Annotated in this window: 18 protein-coding genes; 14 read left to right on the top strand and 4 right to left on the bottom strand. The window is 70.1% G+C overall.

All coding sequences use genetic code 11. The features are described 5' to 3' along the window. The first annotated feature begins 7 nt into the window (after positions 1-7). From ACWC94_RS20615 to recQ, 14 genes are all read left to right on the top strand, one after another. Positions 8-562 carry a NuoB/complex I 20 kDa subunit family protein gene (locus tag ACWC94_RS20615; RefSeq protein ID WP_007383964.1) on the top strand — a complete coding sequence of 185 codons (555 nt, stop codon included), beginning with the start codon at positions 8-10 and terminating at the stop codon, positions 560-562. After that, complete coding sequence (locus ACWC94_RS20610; protein ID WP_450798225.1) at positions 559-1,329, top strand: NADH-quinone oxidoreductase subunit C; 771 nt, start codon at positions 559-561, stop codon at positions 1,327-1,329. Before ACWC94_RS20615 ends, ACWC94_RS20610 begins: the two co-directional genes overlap by 4 nt. Beyond that, positions 1,326-2,651, top strand: a complete 1,326-nt coding sequence (locus ACWC94_RS20605; RefSeq protein ID WP_450798223.1) for an NADH-quinone oxidoreductase subunit D — start codon at positions 1,326-1,328, stop codon at positions 2,649-2,651. Before ACWC94_RS20610 ends, ACWC94_RS20605 begins: the two co-directional genes overlap by 4 nt. Continuing rightward, positions 2,648-3,514, top strand: coding sequence for an NADH-quinone oxidoreductase subunit NuoE (nuoE, locus tag ACWC94_RS20600; protein WP_450798221.1), 867 nt, complete (start codon positions 2,648-2,650; stop codon positions 3,512-3,514). Before ACWC94_RS20605 ends, nuoE begins: the two co-directional genes overlap by 4 nt. Further along, entirely contained in the window at positions 3,511-4,860 is a 1,350-nt protein-coding gene (gene nuoF / locus ACWC94_RS20595; RefSeq protein ID WP_450798220.1) for an NADH-quinone oxidoreductase subunit NuoF, read from the top strand. Before nuoE ends, nuoF begins: the two co-directional genes overlap by 4 nt. After that, a complete protein-coding gene (locus tag ACWC94_RS20590; protein ID WP_450798219.1) occupies positions 4,857-7,361 on the top strand; it encodes an NADH-quinone oxidoreductase subunit G in 2,505 nt (834 codons plus the stop codon). The genes nuoF and ACWC94_RS20590 overlap by 4 nt, the downstream gene beginning before the upstream one ends. After that, complete coding sequence (nuoH, locus tag ACWC94_RS20585; protein ID WP_450798218.1) at positions 7,358-8,722, top strand: NADH-quinone oxidoreductase subunit NuoH; 1,365 nt, start codon at positions 7,358-7,360, stop codon at positions 8,720-8,722. Before ACWC94_RS20590 ends, nuoH begins: the two co-directional genes overlap by 4 nt. Next, complete coding sequence (nuoI, locus tag ACWC94_RS20580) at positions 8,715-9,356, top strand: NADH-quinone oxidoreductase subunit NuoI (protein ID WP_450798217.1); 642 nt, start codon at positions 8,715-8,717, stop codon at positions 9,354-9,356. Before nuoH ends, nuoI begins: the two co-directional genes overlap by 8 nt. After that, positions 9,353-10,195 carry an NADH-quinone oxidoreductase subunit J gene (locus ACWC94_RS20575; protein ID WP_450798216.1) on the top strand — a complete coding sequence of 281 codons (843 nt, stop codon included), beginning with the start codon at positions 9,353-9,355 and terminating at the stop codon, positions 10,193-10,195. The genes nuoI and ACWC94_RS20575 overlap by 4 nt, the downstream gene beginning before the upstream one ends. Then, the gene (nuoK, locus tag ACWC94_RS20570) at positions 10,192-10,491 is read left to right on the top strand and encodes an NADH-quinone oxidoreductase subunit NuoK (RefSeq protein WP_023547474.1); all 300 of its coding nucleotides are present in this window, start codon (positions 10,192-10,194) and stop codon (positions 10,489-10,491) included. The genes ACWC94_RS20575 and nuoK overlap by 4 nt, the downstream gene beginning before the upstream one ends. A 15-nt stretch (positions 10,492-10,506) precedes the next feature. Continuing rightward, on the top strand, positions 10,507-12,453 hold the full coding sequence (gene nuoL / locus ACWC94_RS20565) for an NADH-quinone oxidoreductase subunit L (RefSeq protein WP_450798215.1): 1,947 nt from the start codon (positions 10,507-10,509) through the stop codon (positions 12,451-12,453). Positions 12,454-12,458: 5 nt separating this feature from the next. Further along, positions 12,459-14,030 carry an NADH-quinone oxidoreductase subunit M gene (locus tag ACWC94_RS20560; RefSeq protein WP_450798214.1) on the top strand — a complete coding sequence of 524 codons (1,572 nt, stop codon included), beginning with the start codon at positions 12,459-12,461 and terminating at the stop codon, positions 14,028-14,030. After that, a complete protein-coding gene (gene nuoN, locus ACWC94_RS20555) occupies positions 14,027-15,676 on the top strand; it encodes an NADH-quinone oxidoreductase subunit NuoN (protein ID WP_450798213.1) in 1,650 nt (549 codons plus the stop codon). Before ACWC94_RS20560 ends, nuoN begins: the two co-directional genes overlap by 4 nt. A 177-nt stretch (positions 15,677-15,853) precedes the next feature. After that, the gene (gene recQ, locus ACWC94_RS20550; protein WP_450798212.1) at positions 15,854-17,836 is read left to right on the top strand and encodes a DNA helicase RecQ; all 1,983 of its coding nucleotides are present in this window, start codon (positions 15,854-15,856) and stop codon (positions 17,834-17,836) included. Positions 17,837-17,866: 30 nt separating this feature from the next. Here the strand turns inward: recQ and ACWC94_RS20545 are convergent, their stop codons facing one another. Genes ACWC94_RS20545 through ACWC94_RS20530 form a run of 4 tightly spaced genes read right to left on the bottom strand, consistent with a single transcriptional unit; the run spans position 17,867 to position 23,670 of the window. Continuing rightward, entirely contained in the window at positions 17,867-20,632 is a 2,766-nt protein-coding gene (locus tag ACWC94_RS20545; RefSeq protein WP_450798211.1) for a fumarate reductase/succinate dehydrogenase flavoprotein subunit, read from the bottom strand. Between the two features lie 11 nt (positions 20,633-20,643). Continuing rightward, positions 20,644-21,432, bottom strand: a complete 789-nt coding sequence (locus tag ACWC94_RS20540; RefSeq protein WP_450798210.1) for an ABC transporter ATP-binding protein — start codon at positions 21,430-21,432, stop codon at positions 20,644-20,646. Beyond that, entirely contained in the window at positions 21,416-22,330 is a 915-nt protein-coding gene (locus ACWC94_RS20535) for an ABC transporter permease (protein ID WP_450798209.1), read from the bottom strand. Before ACWC94_RS20535 ends, ACWC94_RS20540 begins: the two co-directional genes overlap by 17 nt. After that, a complete protein-coding gene (locus ACWC94_RS20530) occupies positions 22,327-23,670 on the bottom strand; it encodes an ABC transporter substrate-binding protein (protein WP_450798208.1) in 1,344 nt (447 codons plus the stop codon). The genes ACWC94_RS20535 and ACWC94_RS20530 overlap by 4 nt, the downstream gene beginning before the upstream one ends. Positions 23,671-23,683 lie beyond the last annotated feature (13 nt).

Here is a 23,683-nt window from a genome sequence, read left to right as displayed (position 1 = left end):
TAACGACATGGGACTCGAAGAAAAGCTGCCGAGCGGCTTCCTGCTGACCACCGTCGAGCAGGCCGCGGGCTGGGTGCGCAAGGCGTCCGTCTTCCCCGCCACCTTCGGCCTCGCCTGCTGCGCCATCGAGATGATGACCACCGGCGCCGGCCGGTACGACCTGGCGCGCTTCGGCATGGAGGTCTTCCGCGGTTCGCCGCGCCAGGCGGACCTGATGATCGTCGCCGGCCGGGTCAGCCAGAAGATGGCGCCGGTGCTCCGGCAGGTCTACGACCAGATGCCCAACCCCAAGTGGGTGATCTCCATGGGCGTCTGCGCCTCCTCGGGCGGCATGTTCAACAACTACGCGATCGTCCAGGGCGTCGACCACATCGTGCCGGTCGACATCTACCTGCCCGGCTGCCCGCCGCGCCCCGAGATGCTGATGGACGCGATCCTCAAGCTCCACCAGAAGATCCAGTCCTCCAAGCTCGGCGTCAACGCCGAGGAAGCCGCCCGCGAGGCGGAGGAGGCGGCGCTCAAGGCCCTGCCCACGATCGAGATGAAGGGGCTGCTGCGGTGAGCGACGCGAACGGCAACGGCACGGGCGGCGTGAACGGCTCCGCGAACGGGGTGAACCCCGAGAAGGACCTCTCCGCCTCCAACCTCCCCGGCCGGCGCGGACAGGGCGGCGAGGAGATCCGTGTCCAGCGCGGCATGTTCGGTGCCGCGGGCGGCGGCGACACCTCCGGGTACGGCGGCCTGGTCCGCTCGGTCCGGCTCCCGGGACCGGCGACCCGGCCCTACGGCGGCTGGTTCGACGAGGTCGCCGACGAGCTGGAGGGCGCCCTGGAGGAACAGGGGCTCCTCCCGGACAACGCCATCGAGAGGACGGTCGTCGACCGCGACGAGCTGACCTTCCACATCGAACGCGAGCACCTGGTCCGCGTCGCCCGCACCCTGCGCGACGACCCGGCCCTGCGCTTCGAACTGTGCACCGGCGTCAGCGGCGTCCACTACCCCCACGACAAGGGCCGCGAGCTGCACGCCGTCTACCACCTGCGCTCGATCACCCACAACCGGCTGATCCGCCTCGAGGTGAGCGCCCCGGACACCGACCCGCGCGTCCCGTCCCTCGTCCCGGTCTATCCGACGAACGACTGGCACGAGCGCGAGACCTACGACTTCTTCGGAATCGTCTTCGACGGTCACCCGGCCCTGACCCGCATCATGATGCCGGACGACTGGCAGGGCCACCCGCAGCGCAAGGACTACCCCCTCGGCGGCATCCCCGTCGAGTACAAGGGCGCCCAGATCCCGGCTCCGGACCAGCGGAGGTCGTACTCGTGAGCAGCACCCAGTCAGCAGCCGCCCGAGAAACCACCGAGGGAACCGTATATACGGTCACCGGTGGCGACTGGGACGAGGTCGTCCAGTCCGCGACACGCGCCGACGACGAACGCATCGTCGTCAACATGGGCCCCCAGCACCCCTCCACCCACGGAGTGCTCCGCCTGATCCTGGAGATCGAGGGCGAGACGGTCACCGAGGCCCGCTGCGGCATCGGCTATCTGCACACCGGCATCGAGAAGAACCTCGAGTACCGCACGTGGACGCAGGGCACCACCTTCGTCACGCGCATGGACTACCTGACGTCCTTCTTCAACGAGACTGCCTACTGCCTCGCCGTCGAAAAGCTCCTCGGCGTCGAGGACGACATCACCGAGCGCGCCAAGATCATCCGGGTGCTTCTGATGGAGCTGAACCGGATGTCCTCCCACCTGGTGTGCATCGCCACCGGCGGCATGGAGCTCGGCGCCACCACGATCATGATCTACGGCTTCCGTGATCGTGAAATGATTCTCGACCTCTACGAGCTCATCACGGGCCTGCGGATGAACCACGCGTACATCCGCCCCGGCGGACTCGCCCAGGACCTGCCACCCGGCGCGGTGGACCAGATCCGCGAGTTCGTGAAGAAGATGAAGAAGAACCTCCCCGAGTACGACAAGCTCGCCACCGGGAACCCCATCTTCAAGGCCCGCATGCAGGACATCGGCTACCTCGACCTGGCCGGCTGCATGGCCCTCGGCGCCACCGGCCCGATCCTGCGCTCCACCGGCCTGCCGCACGACCTGCGCAAGGCACAGCCGTACTGCGACTACGAGACGTACGACTTCGAGATCCCGACCGCCGACACCGGCGACGCCTACGGCCGCTTCCTGGTCCGCATCGAGGAGATGCGCCAGTCGCTCAGGATCGTCGAACAGTGCCTGGACCGGCTCGCGCCCGGCCCGGTCATGGTCGCCGACAAGAAGATCGCCTGGCCCGCCCAGCTCGCCCTGGGACCGGACGGACTCGGCAACTCCCTCGACCACATCAAGAAGATCATGGGCACCTCCATGGAGGCCCTGATCCACCACTTCAAGCTCGTCACCGAGGGCTTCCGCGTCCCGCCGGGACAGGCGTACGCGGCCGTCGAGTCCCCCAAGGGCGAGCTCGGCGTGCACGTCGTCTCCGACGGCGGCACCCGCCCCTACCGGGTCCACTTCCGAGACCCGTCCTTCACCAACCTGCAGGCCATGGCGGCGATGTGCGAAGGCGGCCAGGTCGCCGACGTCATCGTCGCCGTCGCGTCCATCGACCCCGTGATGGGAGGCGTCGACCGGTGACCACCTCTTCTTCGGAGCGGGGCGTCAGCCTGGGCATGCCCGAACTGCCCGCGCCCGCGTACCCGGACGACGTCCGGGCCCGGCTGGAGGCGGACGCGCGCGAGGTGATCGCGCGCTACCCGGACTCCCGGTCGGCCCTGCTGCCGCTGCTCCACCTCGTGCAGTCGGAGGAGGGCCACGTCACGCGCACCGGAATGCAGTTCTGCGCGGACATGCTCGGCCTGACCACGGCCGAGGTCACCGCCGTCGCCACCTTCTACACCATGTACCGGCGGGGGCCGTCCGGTGACTACCAGGTCGGCGTGTGCACCAACACCCTGTGCGCGGTGATGGGCGGCGACGCGATCTTCGAGACCCTCCAGGAGCACCTGGGCGTCGGCAACGGCGAGACCACCGACGACGGCAAGGTCACCCTGGAGCACATCGAGTGCAACGCGGCCTGCGACTTCGCCCCGGTCGTGATGGTCAACTGGGAGTTCTTCGACAACCAGACGCCGGGCAGCGCCAAGCGCCTGGTCGACGATCTGCGCGCGGGACGGCCCGTGCAGCCCACGCGCGGGGCACGGCTGTGCACCTTCAAGGAGACCGCGCGGATCCTGGCCGGCTTCCCCGACGAGCGGCCCGGGGCCGTCGAGGAGGGCGGCAGTGCGGGACCGGCGTCGCTGGTGGGCCTTCGCCTGGCAAGGGGAGAGACCGCACCCGCGCGCGTGGTCCATCCGCGCGGAGGTCCGCATGAGGAACAGCGGGACAGGGTGCAGGAGCCGTCGCCGGCCGAGCACCTCAGTTCCCATGACGCGCCGCAGGAGACATCGGCCTCCGACCCGGCTCACCCCGCAGGGCCTACCGCAGAGGAGGGGGAGTGATGACCGTGGCACCCGAACTCAAGGACTCGAGCCCCGAGAAGCTGCTCGCACCCGTGCTGTCGGCCTTCTGGGACGAGGACCGGTCCTGGACTCTGGACGTCTACCGGAGGCACGAAGGGTACGAGGGGCTCCGCAAGGCGCTCGCCATGTCGCCGGACGACCTGATCGCGTACGTCAAGGACTCCGGGCTGCGTGGCCGCGGCGGCGCGGGATTCCCGACCGGGATGAAGTGGCAGTTCATTCCGCAGGGTGATGGGAAACCGCACTATCTAGTTGTCAACGCCGACGAGTCGGAGCCCGGGACCTGCAAGGACATCCCGCTCCTCTTCGCGAACCCGCATAGCCTCATCGAGGGCATGGTGATCGCGTGCTATGCCATCAGGTCGTCGCATGCCTTCATCTATCTGCGTGGTGAAGTCGTCCCCGTTCTGCGGCGGTTGCACGAGGCCGTGCGCGAGGCCTACGCGGCGGGCTACCTCGGCGAGAACATCCTGGGCAGCGGACTCGACCTCCAGATCACCGTGCACGCCGGCGCCGGCGCGTACATCTGCGGTGAGGAGACCGCACTGCTCGACTCGCTCGAAGGCCGCCGTGGTCAACCGCGGCTCCGTCCCCCCTTCCCTGCGGTGGAAGGCCTCTATGCCTGTCCGACTGTTGTGAACAACGTCGAGTCGATCGCGTCGGTTCCCGCGATCCTGCACAACGGAAAAGATTGGTTCAGGTCGATGGGCAGCGAGAAGTCCCCGGGCTTCACGCTGTACTCGCTCAGCGGCCACGTCGCCAGCCCCGGCCAGTACGAGGCCCCGCTCGGCATCACGCTCCGCCAGCTCCTCGACATGAGCGGCGGCATGCGGTCCGGTCACCGGCTGAAGTTCTGGACACCGGGCGGCTCCTCGACGCCGATGTTCACCGACGAGCACCTCGACGTCCCCCTTGACTACGAGGGCGTCGGCGCCGCCGGCTCGATGCTGGGCACCAAGGCCCTGCAGTGCTTCGACGAGACGACCTGCGTGGTGCGGGCGGTGACCCGCTGGACCGAGTTCTACGCCCACGAGTCCTGCGGCAAGTGCACGCCCTGCCGGGAAGGGACCTACTGGCTGGTCCAGTTGCTGCGGGACATCGAGGCCGGCAAGGGCGTCATGTCCGACCTCGACAAGCTGAACGACATCGCCGACAACATCAACGGCAAGTCCTTCTGCGCCCTCGGCGACGGCGCCGCGTCCCCGATCTTCTCCTCGCTGAAGTACTTCCGCGAGGAGTACGAGCAGCACATCACGGGCCGGGGCTGCCCCTTCGACCCGGCCAAGTCGACGGCCTGGGCGGACCGCCCGGAGGTGAACGCATGACCGTGACCACCAACGCTCCCGCGGGTGGCGGAGAGGCGGCGGTCCCGCCGGAAGACCTCGTCACGCTGACGATCGACGGCATCGGGATCAGCGTGCCCAAGGGCACCCTGGTCATCCGGGCCGCCGAGCAGCTCGGCATCGAGATCCCGCGGTTCTGCGACCACCCCCTCCTGGACCCGGCCGGTGCCTGCCGTCAGTGCATCGTCGAGGTCGAGGGCCAGCGCAAGCCGATGGCCTCCTGCACCATCACCTGCACCGACGGCATGGTGGTGAAGACCCAGCTCACCTCGCCGGTCGCCGAGAAGGCGCAGCACGGCGTGATGGAGCTGCTGCTCATCAACCACCCGCTGGACTGTCCGGTCTGCGACAAGGGCGGCGAGTGCCCGCTGCAGAACCAGGCGATGTCGCACGGCAACCCCGAGTCCCGCTTCGACGGCAAGAAGCGGACCTACGAAAAGCCCGTGCCGATCTCCACCCAGGTCCTGCTCGACCGTGAGCGGTGCGTGCTGTGCGCCCGCTGCACCCGGTTCTCCAACCAGATCGCGGGCGACCCGATGATCGAGCTGATCGAGCGGGGCGCGCTCCAGCAGGTCGGCACCGGTGAAGGTGACCCGTTCGAGTCGTACTTCTCCGGCAACACCATCCAGATCTGTCCGGTCGGCGCCCTCACCTCGGCGGCCTATCGTTTCCGCTCCCGCCCCTTCGACCTCGTCTCCTCCCCGTCGGTCTGCGAGCACTGCTCCGGCGGCTGCGCCACCCGCACCGACCACCGGCGCGGCAAGGTCATGCGGCGGCTCGCCGCCGACGACCCCGAGGTCAACGAGGAGTGGATCTGCGACAAGGGACGCTTCGCGTTCCGGTACGCGCAGCTCAAGGACCGCCTCGACACGCCCCTGGTGCGCAACGCCGACGGCGTCCTGGAGCCCGCCTCCTGGCCGGAAGCCCTGGAGACGGCCGCGCGGGGCCTGGCCGCCGCCCGCTCCCGGGCCGGCGTCCTCATCGGCGGCCGGCTGACCGTCGAGGACGCCTACGCCTACAGCAAGTTCGCGCGCGTGGCGCTCGACACGAACGACATCGACTTCCGCGCGCGCGTGCACAGCGGCGAGGAGGCCGACTTCCTGGCGTCCCGGGTGGCCGGCCGCGGCCGTGACCTCGACGGTACGGGCGTCACGTACACCGCCCTGGAGAAGGCTCCGGCCGTACTGCTGGTCGGCTTCGAGTCGGAGGAGGAGGCGCCCGGCGTCTTCCTGCGGCTGCGCAAGGCCTGGCGCAGGCACGGGCAGCAGGTGTTCGCGCTGGCCACGCACGCGACCCGGGGCCTTGAGAAGGCGGGCGGCACCCTGCTGGCGGCCGCTCCGGGCACCGAGACCGAGTGGCTGGACGCCCTGGCGAGCGGCGTCGGCCTGGAAGAGCCCGGCACACGGGCCGCCGAGGTCCTGCGCACCGAGGGCGCTGTCATCGTCGTCGGCGAGCGGCTCGCCTCGGTCGCCGGCGGCCTCACCGCCGCCGTACGGGCCGCCGACGCGACCGGCGCCCAGCTGGTGTGGATCCCGCGCCGGGCCGGTGAGCGGGGCGCCATCGAGGTGGGCGCGCTGCCGTCGCTGCTGCCGGGCGGCCGCCCGGCGACCGACCCGCGCGCGCGGGAGGAGGTCGCGTCCGTCTGGGGCCTCGCCGAACTCCCGCTGCGCTACGGCCGCGACACCCACCACATCGTCGAGGCCGCCGCCACGGGCGAACTCTCGGCACTCGTGGTCGCCGGGGTGGAGGTCGCCGACCTGCCCGACCCGGCACGCGCGCGTGAAGCACTCGACAGTGTCGGCTTCCTGGTGTCGCTGGAACTGCGGCCCAGCGAGGTCACCGAGCACGCCGACGTCGTCCTGCCGGTCGCCGCGGTCGCCGAGAAGGCGGGCACCTTCCTCAACTGGGAGGGCAGGGTGCGTTTGTTCGAGGCGGCCCTCAAGCCGGAACAGATGACCCGCCGCCCGGCACCGGCCGACGCGCGCGTGCTGCAGATGCTGGCCGACGCCATGGACGTCCACCTGGGCCTGCCGGATCTGCGCACCACCCGCGCGGAGATCGACCGGATCGGCTCCTGGGACGGCCCGCGCGCCGCCGAGCCCCACGAGTCCGCGGGCCCGCTGCCCCGCCCGGCCGCCGGCGAGGCCGTACTCGCCGGGCACCGGCTGCTGCTCGACCAGGGTGTCCTACAGGAGGGCGACGAGGCGCTCGCCGGGACCCGGCATGCCGCACACGCGCGCGTGTCCGCCGCGACGGCCGCCGAGGCGGACGTCAAGGACGGCGACGTCCTCAACGTCACCGGCCCGGCCGGCACCGTCGGACTCCCGCTGCGGATCACCGAGATGCCCGACCGGGTGGTCTGGCTCCCGCTGAACTCCGTCGGCGCGGGCGTCGCCTCCGGCACCGGGGCACAGCCCGGCTCCCTCGTCCGTATCGGCCCGGCGGCAGTCGCCGAACAGGCCCCCAAGGAGGTGGAGGCATGAGCCCGTACCTCGCAGCTGAAGACCTCTCGATGTTCGGCCGTGACCCCTGGTGGCTGGTCGTCATCAAGGCCGTGTTCTGCTTCGCCTTCCTGATGGTGACCGTGCTGTTCTCCATCGTCTGGGAGCGCAAGGTCGTCGCCTGGATGCAGCTGCGCATCGGCCCCAACCGGCACGGCCCCTGGGGGATGCTCCAGTCGCTGGCCGACGGCGTGAAGCTGATGCTCAAGGAAGACATCATCGTCAAACGCGCCGACAAGGTGGTGTACGTCCTCGCGCCGATCGTCGCGGCCATCCCGGCCTTCATGGCGATCGCGGTGATCCCCTTCGGCCCGGCCGGCAACGAGATCTCGATCTTCGGCCACCGCACCACGATGCAGCTGACCGACCTGCCGATCGCGATGCTCTACGTCCTCGCGGTCGCCTCCGTCGGCATCTACGGCATCGTTCTCGCGGGTTGGAGTTCTGGATCCACCTATCCACTCCTCGGCGGCCTGCGCTCCTGCGCGCAGATGATCTCCTACGAGATCGCCATGGGAGCCGCGTTCGCCTCGGTGTTCCTCTACTCGGGGTCGATGTCGACGTCCACGATCGTGGAACAGCAGCACGACCGCTGGTACATCCTGCTGCTGCCGGTCTCCTTCATCCTCTACATCGTCACGATGGTCGGCGAGACCAACCGCGCCCCCTTCGACATGCCGGAGTCCGAGGGCGACCTGGTGGGCGGCTTCAACACCGAGTACTCGTCCATCAAGTTCGCGATGTTCATGCTCGCCGAGTACGTGAACATGGTGACGGTCTCTGCCGTGTCGACCACCCTGTTCCTCGGCGGCTGGCGCGCCCCCTGGCCGATCAGCTCCTTCTGGGAGGGCGCGAACCACGGCTGGTGGCCGTTGCTGTGGTTCGTCATCAAGGTCCAGCTGCTGCTGTTCTTCTTCATCTGGCTGCGCGGCACGCTCCCGCGGGTCCGCTACGACCAGCTGATGAAGCTCGGCTGGAAGGTCCTCATCCCGGTCTCCGTGACCTGGCTGATGCTGGTGGCGACCGTGCGGGCCCTGCGCAACGAGCACTACGACTTCGCCGACATCGCCCTCTACGTGGGCGGCGGAGTCCTCGCCCTGCTGCTGATCTCCTTCGTCGCCGACATGTTCCGCGAGAAGGCCAAGGCGGCCGGACAGTCCGCCGCCGAGCAGGCCGGCTTCGACCCGATGGCGGGCGGATTCCCCGTGCCGCCGCTGCCCGGTCAGGAGATGCCGCCGGTGCCGAGGCGCCGCCCGCGCCGCGAGCGGGAGCTGATTGTCAGTGGCGGGGCGGACACTGTCAGTGACGGATCTTCGGATGGAAAGGAGGCGTCCGATGGCTGAGGAGCCCAAGGAGACCAAGCCCGGTTTCCAGAACCCCGTCGCCGGCTTCGGCGTGACCTTCAAGGCCATGTTCAAGAAGCGGCTGACCGAGCAGTACCCGGAGCAGAAGAAGACCACGGCTCCGCGGTTCCACGGACGGCACCAGCTCAACCGCCATCCGGACGGCCTGGAGAAGTGCGTCGGCTGCGAGCTGTGCGCGTGGGCCTGCCCCGCCGACGCCATCTACGTGGAGGGCGCCGACAACACCGACGAGGAGCGCTACTCGCCGGGCGAGCGGTACGGCCGCGTCTACCAGATCAACTACGCCCGCTGCATCCTGTGCGGGCTGTGCATCGAGGCGTGCCCCACGCGCGCGTTGACGATGACCAACGAGTTCGAACTGGCCGACTCCAGCCGCGCCAACCTCATCTACACCAAGGAACAGCTCCTCGCCGGCCTCGAAGAGGGCATGGTCGACACACCGCACGCGATCTTCCCGGGGACGGACGAACAGGACTACTACCGGGGCCTGGTCACGCAGGCGGCGCCCGGCACGGTCCGCCAGGTCGCCCTCTCCAAGGGCGAGGTCCCCCAGGAGGCCGCGTCGACCTTCGGTGAGGACGAGCCGGCCTCGGAGAAGGTGATCGGCCGATGATGACGCATCTCGCCGCCTACACCACCTCCACCGGTGAGGCCTTCCAGTTCTGGGTCCTCGGCACCGTCGCGGTGATCGGCGCCCTGTGCACCGTCTTCATGAAGAAGTCCGTGCACAGCGCGCTGTCTCTCGCCGGGACCATGATCGTCCTGGCGGTGTTCTACCTCGCCAACGGCGCCTATTTCCTGGGAATCGTGCAGATCGTCGTCTACACCGGCGCGATCATGATGCTGTTCCTGTTCGTGGTGATGCTCGTCGGCGTGACGGCGGCGGACTCGCTGAAGGAGACCATCAAGGGCCAGCGCTGGCTGGCCCTTCTGTGCGGGGTCGGCTTCGGCGTCCTGCTGTTCGCCGGCATCGGCAACGCCTCCCTGAAGGAGTTCGACGGCACCGGCCAGGCGAACGCCAACGGCAATGTGGAGGGCCTCGCCTCCCTCATCTTCACCAAGTACGTCTTCGCCTTCGAAATCACCGGCGCCCTGCTGATCACGGCCGCCGTCGGCGCCATGGTGCTCACCCACCGCGAGCGCACCGAGCGCGCCAAGACCCAGCGCGAGCTGTCCCAGCAGCGCGTCCGCGAGGGCACACACGTACCCCCGCTGCCCGCCCCGGGTGTCTACGCCCGGCACAACGCGGTCGACATCGCGGGCCTGCTCCCCGACGGCACCCCGTCCGAGCTGACCGTCAACAAGACGCTGCGCGAACGCGGCCAGATCCGTGACGTGTCCGCGGAGGCGCTCAACGATCTGCGCGCACTGGAACAGCGCGCGGAGGAACGCCTGGAGCGCACGGTGATCGAACCGGCGACGTTCAAGCGGCCCGAGGAGGCGTCGAAGTGAACCCGGTCAACTACCTCTACCTCGCCGCCCTGTTGTTCACGATCGGCGCGACCGGCGTACTGATCCGTCGCAACGCCATCGTGGTCTTCATGTGCATCGAGCTGATGCTGAACGCCTGCAACCTCGCGTTCGTCACCTTCTCCCGGATGCACGGCAACCTCGACGGCCAGATCATCGCCTTCTTCACGATGGTCGTCGCCGCCGCGGAGGTCGTGGTGGGCCTCGCGATCATCGTGTCGCTGTTCCGCACCCGCCACTCGGCCTCGGTCGACGACGCCAGCCTGATGAAGCTGTAAGGGGTCGGAAGAATCGTGGAGAACCTGATCGCGCTGCTCATCGCGGCGCCCCTGCTCGGAGCGGCCGTCCTCCTGGTCGGCGGCCGGCGGCTCGACGCCGTCGGCCACTGGATCGGCACACTGCTCTCGTTCGTCTCCTTCGCCTTCGGTGTCGTCCTCTTCGCCGACCTGCTGGGCAAGGGGGCCGAACACCGGACGCTGATGCAGCACCTGTTCACCTGGGTCCCGGTGGCCGGCTTCCAGGCGGACGTCACCTTCCGCCTGGACCAGCTGTCGATGACGTTCGTGCTGCTGATCACCGGCGTCGGCTCGCTGATCCACCTGTACTCGGTCGGGTACATGGAGCACGACGAGCGGCGCCGCCGCTTCTTCGGCTACCTGAACCTGTTCCTCGCGGCGATGCTGCTGCTCGTCCTCGCCGACAACTACCTGCTGCTGTACGTCGGCTGGGAGGGCGTCGGCCTCGCCTCGTACCTGCTGATCGGCTTCTGGCAGCACAAGCCCAGCGCCGCGACGGCCGCGAAGAAGGCATTCCTGGTCAACCGCGTCGGCGACATGGGCCTGTCGATCGCGATCATGCTGATGTTCACGACGTTCGGGACCTTCGCCTTCGGGCCGGTCCTGAGCCACGCGACCGACGCCTCCGAGGGCAAGCTCACCGCGATCGGCCTGATGCTCCTGCTCGCCGCCTGCGGCAAGTCCGCCCAGGTGCCGCTGCAGTCCTGGCTCGGTGACGCCATGGAGGGCCCGACCCCGGTCTCGGCCCTCATCCACGCGGCGACGATGGTCACGGCGGGTGTGTATCTCATCGTCCGCTCCGGCGCCGTCTTCAACGCGGCGCCCGACGCCCAACTCGTGGTCACCGTGGTCGGCGCGGTCACGCTCCTGTTCGGTGCGATCGTCGGTTGCGCGAAGGACGACATCAAGAAGGCACTGGCCGGCTCGACCATGTCGCAGATCGGCTACATGGTCCTCGCCGCGGGCCTCGGCCCCATCGGCTACGTCTTCGCGATCATGCACCTGGTGACCCACGGCTTCTTCAAGGCCGGGCTGTTCCTCGGCGCCGGCTCCGTCATGCACGGCATGAACGACGAGGTCGACATGCGCAAATACGGCGGCCTGCGCACGTACATGCCGGTCACCTTCGTCACCTTCGGCCTCGGCTACCTCGCCATCATCGGGTTCCCGGGCCTGTCCGGGTTCTTCTCCAAGGACAAGATCATCGAGGCGGCCTTCGCCAAGGGCGGCACCGAGGGCTGGATCCTCGGCGGTGCGGCCCTGCTGGGCGCGGCCATCACCGCCTTCTACATGACGCGCGTGATGCTGATGACCTTCTTCGGAGAGGAGCGTTGGAAGAACCAACCCACTCGCTCCCCGGAGGCACCGAGCGCCGAGCCCGCCGCCGAGCACCGCGGCGAGCACGCCGAGCCGCACCCGCACGAGTCCCCGAAGGTCATGACGATCCCGATGATCGTGCTGGCCGTCGGCTCGGTCCTGGGCGGTGGCTTCTTCAGCATCGGCGACCGTTTCCTGCACTGGCTGGAGCCGGTCACCGGATACAGCGAGGGCCACTCCCCGGTCGGCGCCTGGACGGTCACCGGGGCGACCATGGTCTGCCTGGTCATCGGCGTCGCCATCGCCTGGGCCCAGTACGGCCGCAAGCCCGTCCCCGCCGTCGCCCCGCGCGGCTCCCTGCTCACCCGCGCGGCCCGTCGCGACCTGCTCCAGGACGACTTCAACCACGTCGTCCTGGTACGCGGCGGAGAACACCTCACGCGCTCCCTGGTGTACGTCGATCACACCCTGGTCGACGGCGTCGTCAACGGCACGGCAGCCGGCTTCGGCGGCCTGTCCGGACGGCTCCGCCGGATCCAGAACGGCTTCGCCCGCTCCTACGCGGTCTCGATGTTCGGCGGTGCGGCACTCCTGGTCGCCGCGACCCTGCTGATGAGGGCGGTCTGATACCGATGTCCTTTCCTCTGCTGACAGCGACGGCGGCGCTCCCGGCCATCGGGGCCGTCGCCACGGCCGCCGTACCGGCCGCGGGGCGCACCGCCGCCAAGTGGCTGGCACTGCTCGTCTCGCTCGCCACGCTCGCCCTGGCGATCACCGTCCTGGTCCGCTTCGATCCGGACGGCGCCCGCTACCAGCTCACCGAATCGCACGCCTGGATCAAGGACTTCGGGGTGCGGTACGAGCTGGGTGTCGACGGCATCGCGGTGGCGCTGGTCGCGCTGACCGCCCTGCTGATCCCGTTCATCATCCTCGCCGGCTGGCACGACGCCGACCCACTGGAGACCGGCAGCCGACGCTGGCGGCCCACCCAGGGTTTCTTCGCGCTGATCCTGGCCGTCGAGGCGATGGTGCTCATCTCGTTCGAGGCCACCGACGTCTTCGTCTTCTACATCTTCTTCGAAGCCATGCTCATCCCGATGTACTTCCTCATCGGCGGCTTCGGAGACCGCGCCCACGCGCAGGGCGAGGCGGCGGCCTCGACACAGCGGTCGTACGCGGCGGTGAAGTTCCTGCTCTACAACCTGGTCGGCGGTCTGATCATGCTGGCCGCGGTGATCGGCGTCTACGTAGTGGCCGGGAACTTCAGCCTCCAGGAGATCGCGCAGGCCCGCGCCGACGGTTCACTGCACATGGCGACGAGCACCGAACGCTGGCTGTTCCTGGGCTTCTTCTTCGCCTTCGCGGTCAAGGCGCCCCTGTGGCCGCTGCACACCTGGCTGCCCAACGCCATGCAGGAGGCCACCGCCCCGGTCGCCGTCCTCATCACCGCGGTCGTCGACAAGGTCGGCACCTTCGCGATGCTCCGCTTCTGCCTCCAGCTGTTCCCTCAGGCCAGCAAGTGGGCGACGCCCGTGATCCTCGTACTGGCCCTGATCAGCATCGTCTACGGCGCGCTGCTCGCCGTCGGCCAGCGGGACATCAAGCGCCTGGTGGCCTACGCGTCGATCTCGCACTTCGGCTTCATCATCATGGGCATCTTCGCGATGACCAGCCAGGGCCAGTCCGGCGCGACGCTCTACATGGTCAACCACGGCATCTCCACGGCCGCGCTGATGCTGGTCGCGGGCTTCCTGATCTCCCGGCGCGGATCGCGGCTCATCGCCGACTACGGAGGTGTGCAGAAGGTCGCCCCGGTGCTCGCCGGCACTTTCCTGATCGGCGGCCTCGCCACGCTGTCCCTGCCCGGACTCGCCCCGTTCGTGAGCGAGTTCCTGGTCCTGGTCGGCACCTTCGCCCGCTACCCGGCGATCGGCATCATCGCCACCTTCGGCATCGTCCTCGCCGCGCTCTACACCCTCGTCCTGTACCAGCGGACGATGACGGGCCCGGTGAAGCCCGAGGTGTCGGCGATGCCCGACCTGCGCGCACGTGAACTCCTGGTGGTCGCCCCGCTGATCGTGCTGCTGATCTTCCTGGGCGTCTACCCGAAGCCCGTCACGGACATCGTCAACCCCGCGGTCAAGCAGACCATGTCCGACGTACACAAGACCGACCCCAAGCCCTCGGTGGAGGCGGCCAAGTGAGCACAGCAGCCGTCCACAGCCTGTGGACAACCGCGGCCGATCCGATCTCGAAGATCCCGGCACCGAAGATCGAATACGGACAATTGTCGCCGACACTGATCGTCGTCGGCGCGGCGCTGGTCGGGGTGCTCATCGAGGCCTTCCTCCCGCGCAAGGCCCGCTACTACGCGCAGGTGTTCGTGTCCGTCGTCGCCCTGTGCGCCGCGTTCGCCGCGGTGGTCGGGCTGGCCGCCGACGGTTACGGCACCACCAAGGCGCACATCGCGGCGATGGGCGCCATCGCGGTCGACGGACCGTCCCTGTTCCTGCAGGGGACGATCCTGCTGGCCGGCCTGGTCGGCCTGTTCACCTTCGCCGAGCGGCGCCTGGACCCGGCCGCGCACGGCAACCACGTCGACTCCTTCGTCGCGCAGGCCGCCTCCGTACCGGGCAGCGACAGCGAGAAGACCGCGGTGAAGGCCGGCTTCACCACCACCGAGGTCTTCCCGCTGCTGCTCTTCGCCATCGCCGGCATGCTGGTGTTCCCCTCGGCCAACGACCTGCTGACGCTGTTCGTGGCCCTGGAGGTCTTCTCGCTGCCGCTGTACCTGCTGTGCGCGCTGGCCCGCCGCAAGCGGCTGATGTCACAGGAAGCCGCGGTCAAGTACTTCCTGCTCGGCGCGTTCGCCTCCGCGTTCACACTGTTCGGCATCGCCCTGCTCTACGGCTACGCCGGCTCGGTGTCGTACGCGCGCATCGCACAGGTCGTCGACGGCACGGTCACCAATGTCGACCCGGCACTCGCCAACACCATGGGCAACGACGCACTGCTGCTGCTCGGCAGCGCCCTGATCGTGATGGGCCTGCTGTTCAAGGTGGGCGCGGTGCCCTTCCACATGTGGACGCCGGACGTCTACCAGGGCGCGCCGACGCCGGTGACCGGCTTCATGGCGGCGGCGACGAAGGTGGCCGCGTTCGGCGCGCTGCTGCGCCTGCTGTACGTCGTTCTGCCCGGGATGCGCTGGGACTGGCGGCCGGTCATGTGGGCGGTGGCGATCATCACCATGCTCGGCGGTGCGATCGTCGCGATCACACAGACCGACATCAAGCGGCTCCTGGCGTACTCGTCCATCGCGCACGCCGGATTCATCCTCGCGGGTGTCATCGCCACCTCCAAGGACGGCGTCTCGTCGGTCCTCTTCTACCTGGCGGGCTACTCCTTCGTGACGATCGGCGCCTTCGCGGTGGTCACGCTGGTGCGCGACGCGGGCGGCGAGGCGACCCACCTGTCCAAGTGGGCCGGGCTCGGCCGCAGGTCACCGCTGGTGGCCGCCGTGTTCGCGGTGTTCCTGCTGGCCTTCGCGGGCATCCCGCTGACCTCCGGCTTCGCGGGGAAGTTCGCCGTGTTCAAGGCGGCGGCGGACGGTGGCGCGGCACCGCTGGTCGTGATCGGTGTGATCTCCTCGGCGATCGCCGCGTTCTTCTACATCCGCGTGATCGTGCTGATGTTCTTCAGCGAGCCGAAGCCGGAGGGCCCGACCGTGGCCGTGCCGTCCCCGCTGACCATGGCGGCGATCGCCATGGGCGTCGCGGTCACGCTGGTGCTCGGCGTGGCCCCGCAGTACTTCCTGGACCTGGCGAGCCAGGCGGGAGTGTTCGTGCGCTGACGCTCCGCTCGGCCATGCCGCTGCCCGGCCCCCTCGTTCCGCAGGGGCCGGGCAGCGGCGTGTTTCCGGGGCCACTGGCCGGTGCCTGTGGATAACTGCGAGGCTGTCGGTCCGGACCCCTATCGTGGAAGCAGCGGTCGAGAGACGACACACGGGGGACCGACGGGGGACAGGACGATGGGCGTGACGGGCGGGATCAGCGAGATGTCACAGGTGACCGAGGGGCCGGGCGCGGCCGACAGCGAGGCGCTGGCCACGCTGCACCGGGTCTTCGGATACGAGGCCTTCCGGGGCGAGCAGAAAGCGATCATCGAGCATGTGGTGGCGGGCGGCGACGCCGTCGTCCTCATGCCCACCGGCGGCGGCAAGTCGCTGTGCTACCAGATCCCGGCCCTGGTCAGACCCGGTACGGGCATCGTGATCTCCCCACTGATCGCGCTCATGCAGGACCAGGTGGACGCCCTGCGCGGTCTCGGCGTGCGGGCCGGCTTCATCAACTCCACGCAGGACTTCGACGAGCGGCGCATGGTCGAGGCCGAGTTCCTGGCCGGCGAACTGGACCTGCTGTATCTGGCACCCGAGCGGCTGCGTCTGGACGCCACGCGGGATCTCCTCGCGCGCGGCAAGATCTCCGTCTTCGCGATCGACGAGGCACACTGCGTGTCCCAGTGGGGCCACGACTTCCGCCCCGACTACCTCACCCTGTCCCTCCTCGGCGAGCGCTGGCCGGACGTCCCGCGGATCGCCCTCACCGCCACGGCCACCCGGGCCACCCACGAGGAGATCACCCAGCGGCTGAACCTGCCGACGGCCCGCCACTTCGTCGCCAGCTTCGACCGGCCCAACATCCAGTACCGGATCGTGCCCAAGGCCGACCCCAGGAAGCAGCTGCTCGCCTTCCTCCAGCAGGAGCACCCGGGCGACGCCGGCATCGTGTACTGCCTGTCACGCAACTCGGTGGAGCGGACGGCGGAGTTCCTGACCGCCAACGGCATCGAGGCCGTGCCGTACCACGCGGGTCTGGAGGCGGGCACGCGCGCCGCCCACCAGTCACGCTTCCTGCGTGAGGACGGCCTCGTCGTGGTGGCGACCATCGCCTTCGGCATGGGCATCGACAAGCCCGACGTACGGTTCGTCGCCCACCTGGACCTGCCCAAGTCGATCGAGGGCTACTACCAGGAGACCGGCCGCGCGGGCCGCGACGGGCTGCCGTCCACGGCCTGGATGGCGTACGGCCTGAACGACGTCATACAGCAGCGCAAACTGATCCAGTCCGGCGAGGGCGACGAGGCGTTCCGCCGCCGGGCCGGCGCCCACCTCGACGCCATGCTCGCGCTGTGCGAGACGGCCCGCTGCCGCCGCGGCCAGCTGCTCGCCTACTTCGGCCAGGACCCCGACGCTGCGGCCTGCGGCAACTGCGACACCTGCCTCACCCCGCCGGAGACCTGGGACGGCACGATCGCCGCGCAGAAGACGCTGTCGACGGTGGTCCGGCTGCAGCGGGAGCGGGGGCAGAAGTTCGGCGCCGTGCAGATCGTCGACATCCTGCTCGGCAAGCGCACCGGCAAGGTCATCCAGTTCGACCACGACCAGCTGTCCGTCTTCGGTATCGGCCAGGACCTCACCGAGGCCGAGTGGCGTGGCGTCATCCGGCAACTGCTGGCCCAGGGACTGCTCGCGGTCGAGGGAGAGTACGGCACTCTGGTGCTCACCGAGGCGAGCGGCTCCGTGCTGCGGCGTGAGCGGGAGGTGCCGCTGCGCAAGGAGCCGAAGAAACAGGCCGCTTCCCGGTCGCGCTCGGCGGGCGCATCCGGAGGCGACCGCAAGGCCAAGGCCGCCGCGGCGGAACTGCCCGACGACCTGCTGCCGGCCTTCGAGGCCCTGCGCGCCTGGCGCGCCGAACAGGCCCGGGAACAGGGCGTGCCGGCGTACGTCATCTTCCACGACGCGACCCTGAGGGAGATCGTCGTCCGACGGCCCGGTTCGGTGCGCGAGCTGGGCACGGTGAGCGGTGTCGGCGAGAAGAAGCTGGCGACATACGGGGAGGGGGTGCTGGCTGTGCTGGCCTCCCTGGACGGGCCGGCCCCGGCCGCCGGCGACGCACAGGACGCCGACTGGCCGGAGCCGGACGAGGAGCCGGCGCCGGACGACTGGACATAGCCCGACACGGGGTGCCGCGAGGTGCGGGAGTCACAGCCCCCGTGCCGCGTAGGCCCTGACGTCCGCGTCCGAGTCGCCGGTGGCCGTCGCGAGGGCCGCGCGTGCCTCTGCCGTGGCCCGGTGCCGGGTCAGGGCCAGCACGGCCGACTTGCGTACGTCGGCGTTCGGGTCGGCCAGCGCCTTGGCCAGGGCGGCGACGGCGGTCCCGGCGGACGCGGCCGACAGGGCGGTGGCGGCGCCGGAGCGGACCTGCCAGGCCGGGTCCGACAGCGCGGCCACGGCTCGGGCGGCGAGCGGGGCCGGGCAGCCGGTGCCGGCCAGCGCGGCGAGCGCGGCACCGCGCACCAGGGGATCGGTGTCCCCGGTGAGCCGGTCCAGGGTGGTGGTCAGCAACTCGCGGTCGGCCACGGCCAGGGACGCCGGGTTGACGGCGGCCAGGGCCTTGGCCACGGTGACCCGGACCTCCCGGGAGGGATCGTCCGCGGCATCCGCCAGCGGCCGGACCGCGTCGACGGAGACGAGCGCCCGTACGGCCTCGGTGCGGACGGCGACGTCGGGGTCGGCCAGCGCCGCCGCGAACACCCCGGCCTCACCGAGCCGCAGAGCACGCAGCACATCGAGGGCGGCGGCACGGACCACGGGGTCGGCCTCGGCGAGAGCGCCGGTGAGGGCGGTGCCCAGAACCGGCTCGGGCTCCAGGGTCTCGACGAGTTCGCGCAGTGAGGCCGCGGCGGTCGCGCGGACCTCGGCGTCGGGGTCCGCGAGGGCACCGGCCAGGGCCTGCCCGGTGCCGGGGGGCACGGTCTCGGTGAGGACCGAGACGGCCGTACGCCGGACAGCGGGATCCTCATCGGTCAAGTACGGCTGGAGAAGTCCGAGTTCGGGCTGCGCCTCGGCCAGCTCCAGCAGGTGCAGGAGCCGGGGCGAGGCGGTGACCGGCACGCCCGACGGGCCGGCGGAGGCGGTGGCACGCGCGGACGTCGGCCCTGCGGCGACCGGCGCCACCTCGCGCGGCCCGGCCGTGGCCACCTGCTCGGGACGGACCTCGCCCAGCTGCCGGGAGGGACCGCCGACCGGCTCGAACTCCTCGACCGGGACCAGATACGGAGCCACGGGACGAGCCGTGAACTCCATCGCACCAGAGGGGGACTTGTGCAGATCGAGATGGTGGAACCAGGAGACGTCGTCACGGCCGGGGTGGTCGAGACGGTCGTGGTAGAGGCCCCAGCGGGACTCGGTGCGGGCGAGAGAGGCGCGGGCGGCCATCTCGGCGCAGTCACGGATGAAGGTGACCTCCGCGCAGCGCATCAGCTCGTGCGGGGTGCGGGCGCCCATGGCGGCGACGTCGGCCCGCATCCGCTCGAAGGCCTCGAGGGCGAGGGAGAGGCGCGCGCCGGACTTCGGCGGTGCCACGTAATCGTTCACGAAACGGCGCAGCTTGTACTCGACCTGGGTCTGCGGCGGGCCGTCCGGGTTGCGCAGCGGGCGGTAGATCAACTCGTGCGCCAAGCGCACCTGGTCTGCAGGAAGCTCACCGTCGTACGCCGAGTACTGGGCGGCGTCCGCGCCGGCGAGGTCGCCGAAGACGAACGCGCCGATCATGTAGTTGTGCGGGACGCAGGCGAGGTCACCGGCGGCGTACAGGCGGGGGACGGTCGTACGGGCGTGGTCGTCGACGCGGACGCCCGAGGCGGAGTGGCCGCCGCACAGACCGATCTCGGAGATGTGCATCTCGACGTCGTGGGTGCGGTAGTCGTGCCCGCGGCCGGCGTGGAAGGTGCCGCGGGTGGGGCGCTCGGTGGAGTGGAGGATCGACTCCAGGGCGGAGACCGACTCCTCGGGGAGATGGCTGAGCTTGAGGTAGACCGGGCCGCGGTCGCTGGCGACCTCGGCGGCGAACTCGGCCATCATCTGCCCCGACCAGTAGTCGGAGTCGACGAAGCGCTCGCCGTGCCGGTTGACCTGGTAGCCGCCGAAGGGGTTGGCGACATAGGCGCAGGCCGGGCCGTTGTAGTCCTTGATCAACGGATTGATCTGGAAGCACTCGATACCGGTCAGCTCGGCGCCCGCGTGGTAGGCCATGGCGTACCCGTCGCCGGCGTTGGTGGGGTTCTCGTAGGTGCCGTAGAGGTAGCCGGAGGCGGGCAGGCCGAGCCGGCCGCAGGCGCCGGTGGCGAGGATGACCGCGCCCGCGCGGACGGTGACGAAGGCCCCGGTGCGGGTGTTGAACCCGACGGCGCCCACGGCCCGCCCCTCGACGGTCAGCACCCGGACCGGCATCACCCGGTTCTCGATCCGGATCCGCTCCCGCATCTCCCGCCGCCGCAACTGCCGGTACAGGACCTTTTTGACGTCCTTGCCCTCTGGCATCGGCAGTACGTACGAGCCGGAGCGATGCACCTGGCGCACCGCGTACTCTCCGTGCTCGTCCTTCTCGAACTTGACCCCGTACGACTCCAGCCGCTGGACCATCGCGAACCCGCGGGTGGCGGTCTGGCGGACGGTGGACTGGTCGACGATGCCGTCGTTGGCGCGGGTGATCTCGGCGACGTAGTCGTCGGGCTCGGCGCGACCGGGGATGACCGCGTTGTTGACGCCGTCCATGCCCATGGCGAGCGCGCCGGAGTGGCGCACGTGGGCCTTCTCCAGCAGCAGCACGTTCGCACCGCGCTCGGCGGCGGTCAGGGCGGCCATGGTGCCGGCGGTGCCGCCGCCGATCACGAGGACGTCGCAGGTCAGTTCCTCGGCGTCGGTGACGGCGGGAATCTCCGGGGATGTGGACGCTGGGGTGGTCACCGGGGTGCCTTTCAGGAGCCGAGCGAGGTGAGGATGTCGCGGCGCAGGGCCACACGCGCCGGGTCGTCGACGGCCCCACGGTCGCGCGGCCCGGGTACGTCGCGTACGGCGGCCACCCGGCCGGATCCGAGCAGGGCCACGCGGTCACCGAGGAAGAGGGCCTCGTCCACGTCGTGCGTGACGAAGACGACGGTCGCGCCCGTGCCGCGCAGCACGTCCACCAGCAGGTCCTGCATGCCGGAGCGGGTCTGGGCGTCCAGGGCGCCGAAGGGCTCGTCCATGAGGACGGCGCGCGGGCTGTCGGCCAAGGCGCGGGCCAACTGGGCGCGCTGGCGCTGCCCGCCGGAGACCCGGTGCGGCAACTGTCCGGCCTGTGCGCTGAGTCCGACGCGGGCGAGCCAGGACTCGGCCCGGGACCGGCGTGCGGAGCGCGGTACGCCACTGATGGCGAGCGGCAGTTCGACGTTCCCGCGCAAGGTACGCCAGGGCAGCAGCGCGTCCTCCTGGAAGACCAGCGCACGGTCGGCCGACGGCCCCGTCAGCGGGACGCCGTCCACCTCGACGGCGCCGCCCAGGGGAGGCAGCAGCCCGGCGAGGGTGCGCAGCAGCGTGGACTTGCCGCAGCCGGAAGGGCCCACGACGGTCAGGATCTCGCCGGGGGAGACGTCCAGGTCGACGTCGTACAGCACCGGCGCGTCCGGGCGGCCGAGCACGGTGGAACGGAAGGCGAGCCGGGTGCCGCGTACGGCCTTCGACGCCGGCGCCACGGGAGCGGTGACGGTTTCAGACGAGGTGCTCATCGCGGGCCTCCTCGGTGTCGTTCTGGCCCTGCTGCTCGGGCTCGGCCTGGTGCTCGGGATCGCCGTCGGCGCGAACGGGGCCGGTGACAGGCCGGGGCACGCGGGTGCGGCCGGCGGGGACGTACGAGGTGCGGGGCAGCCAGCGGGTCAGACGCCGGCCGAGGAGTTCCACGGCCGTGGAAGTGACCCAGCCGAGGACGCCGATCGTGACCATGCCGACGAAGACGCCCGGGTAGTCCACCACCGTGTAGTCCTGCCAGGTGCGGTAGCCGACGCCGTACTGGCCGGAGATCATCTCGGCGGAGATCACGCAGATCCACGACACGCCGATGCCGACCGAGAGTCCGCCGAAAATGCCGGGCAGTGCGCCCGGCAGTACCACCGAACCGAGGATCCGCAGCCGGCCGCCGCCCATGGTGCGGACCGCTTCCTCCCAGAGGGGGGTGAGCGCGCGAACCGCGTGCCGGGTGGAGACCAGCACAGGGAAGAAGGCGGCGGTGCAGGTGATGAAGACGACGCCCTGCTCATTGGAGGGAAAGAGGAGGATCGCGACGGGGACGAGGGCGATCGCCGGTATCGGGCGGATCACCTCGAGGACCGGACCGAGCAGATCCTCGGCGAGGCGCGAGCGGGCCACGAGCACACCCGTCGCCACGCCCAGGACGGCCGCCAGCGCGAAGCCGGTGAGGATCCGGGTGAGGCTGTCGGTGAGGTCGGTCCAGTAGTCGTCGCCGGAGAGCCGGTCACCGAAGGCGCGGGCCACGTCCGTGGCCGTCGGGAACTGCGAGAACCGCAGCCACAGGTTCACGTCCAGGCTGGTCAGCAACTGCCACAGGCCGAGGAACGCGGCCAGCGAGGCCGTCCGCAGCGCATACCGGACCAGGGGCCGCCGGGTCATGAGGCCCGCTCCAGTGCCTCGCGGTACGACACCGTACGGGCGCCGCCGTGGGCGGTGACGTAGGCCTGCGCGGTCGCCGGGGTGACGAAGGGCAGCAGCTGATCGCCGTCGGCCACCCACACCGCCTTGCCGGCGAACCAGAGGGTGCCGGTGGTGGCGTCGGGTACATAGGCGGCGCGGATGCCGGCCTGGTGCCCCGCCACGTAGGCCAGCAGTTCTTTCGCGGACTTGAACGAGAGGGTCTTCTCGCTGCCCTTGGGCCACACCTCGCTGGCAGCCGGCGCGGGCGCGGCGATCAGGCGCTTGGCGTAGGAGGCGCTGAGGGCCTTCTTGACGTACTGGTCGTCGACGAAGGAGTCCACGTCGATGTCGCCGGTCAGTTTGGCGGCCTTCAGCACGGACACGTCCTGCGTGAGCGCGGAGACGAGCTGCGGCTTGACGGCCGGGTCGAAGGTGGCGATGCCGTGGGCACCGTTGTAGAGGTAGACCACCTCGGCGGGCAGGCCCGTGGCCTCGGCGACCTTCTCGGAGGCGGCGACGGGGTGGGCGTTGAGGTAGTCCGTCGCCTCCGCCTGGGCCTTGAGGAAGGCCTCCAGGACGGCCGGACGCTGCTGGGCGAAGTCCTCGCGGGCGGTGACGCCGTGGAAGGTGGGCAGGTTCAGCTGGGCGCCGTCGTACAGGGCCTTGGCCCTGCCCTGGTAGGCGAGCAGGCCCGGCCAGGCGACGAACTGCGACAGGGCGTCCACGCTGCCGGAGGACAGTGCCGAGGCGCCCACGGCAGGCTGCTGGTTGAGTTTGGAGATGCCCTGGTCCGGGTCGATGCCGGCGCGTTGCAGGGCCCGTACGAGAGTGCCGTCCGCGGCGGAACCGACGCTCGTGGAGACCTTCTTGCCCTTCAGGTCCTTCAGCGAGGTGAGCTTCGAACCCGGCGCGGTGACGACGGTGTTGAGGCCGCCGCGCAGGTTGTAGCCGGTCACCGAGACCAGGTGGGTGGGCCGGCCGAGCTGTTTGCCGCGGGCCGCGTTGAGCAGCAGCGGGAAGTCGCCCATCGAGCCGATGTCGATCTTGCCGGCGGCCATCTGGGCGGTGATCGGGGCGCCGGTGGCGTAGTCCTGCCAGTCGACCTTGTAGGTGTGGCCGTCGTGCAGGGAGTTGAGCTGCTTCTCGAAGTAGCCGAGGGAGCGCAGCAGCGTGCCCGCGGTGACGGTGTTGATGGTCTTTGACTGGTAACCGACGGTCACGGTGACCGTGGAGCCGCTGCCCGCTTCGGCGCTGCCGCCGCAGGCGGACAGGGGAAGGAGGAACGCGATGGCGGATGCGGCGACTGTCGTTCGTTTCATGGTGGCTGTACCT

This window comes from Streptomyces sp. NPDC001135, from assembly GCF_053598395.1.
Note: the sequence above shows the minus strand (reverse complement) of the source record. Positions and strands in the feature narration are given on the sequence as shown.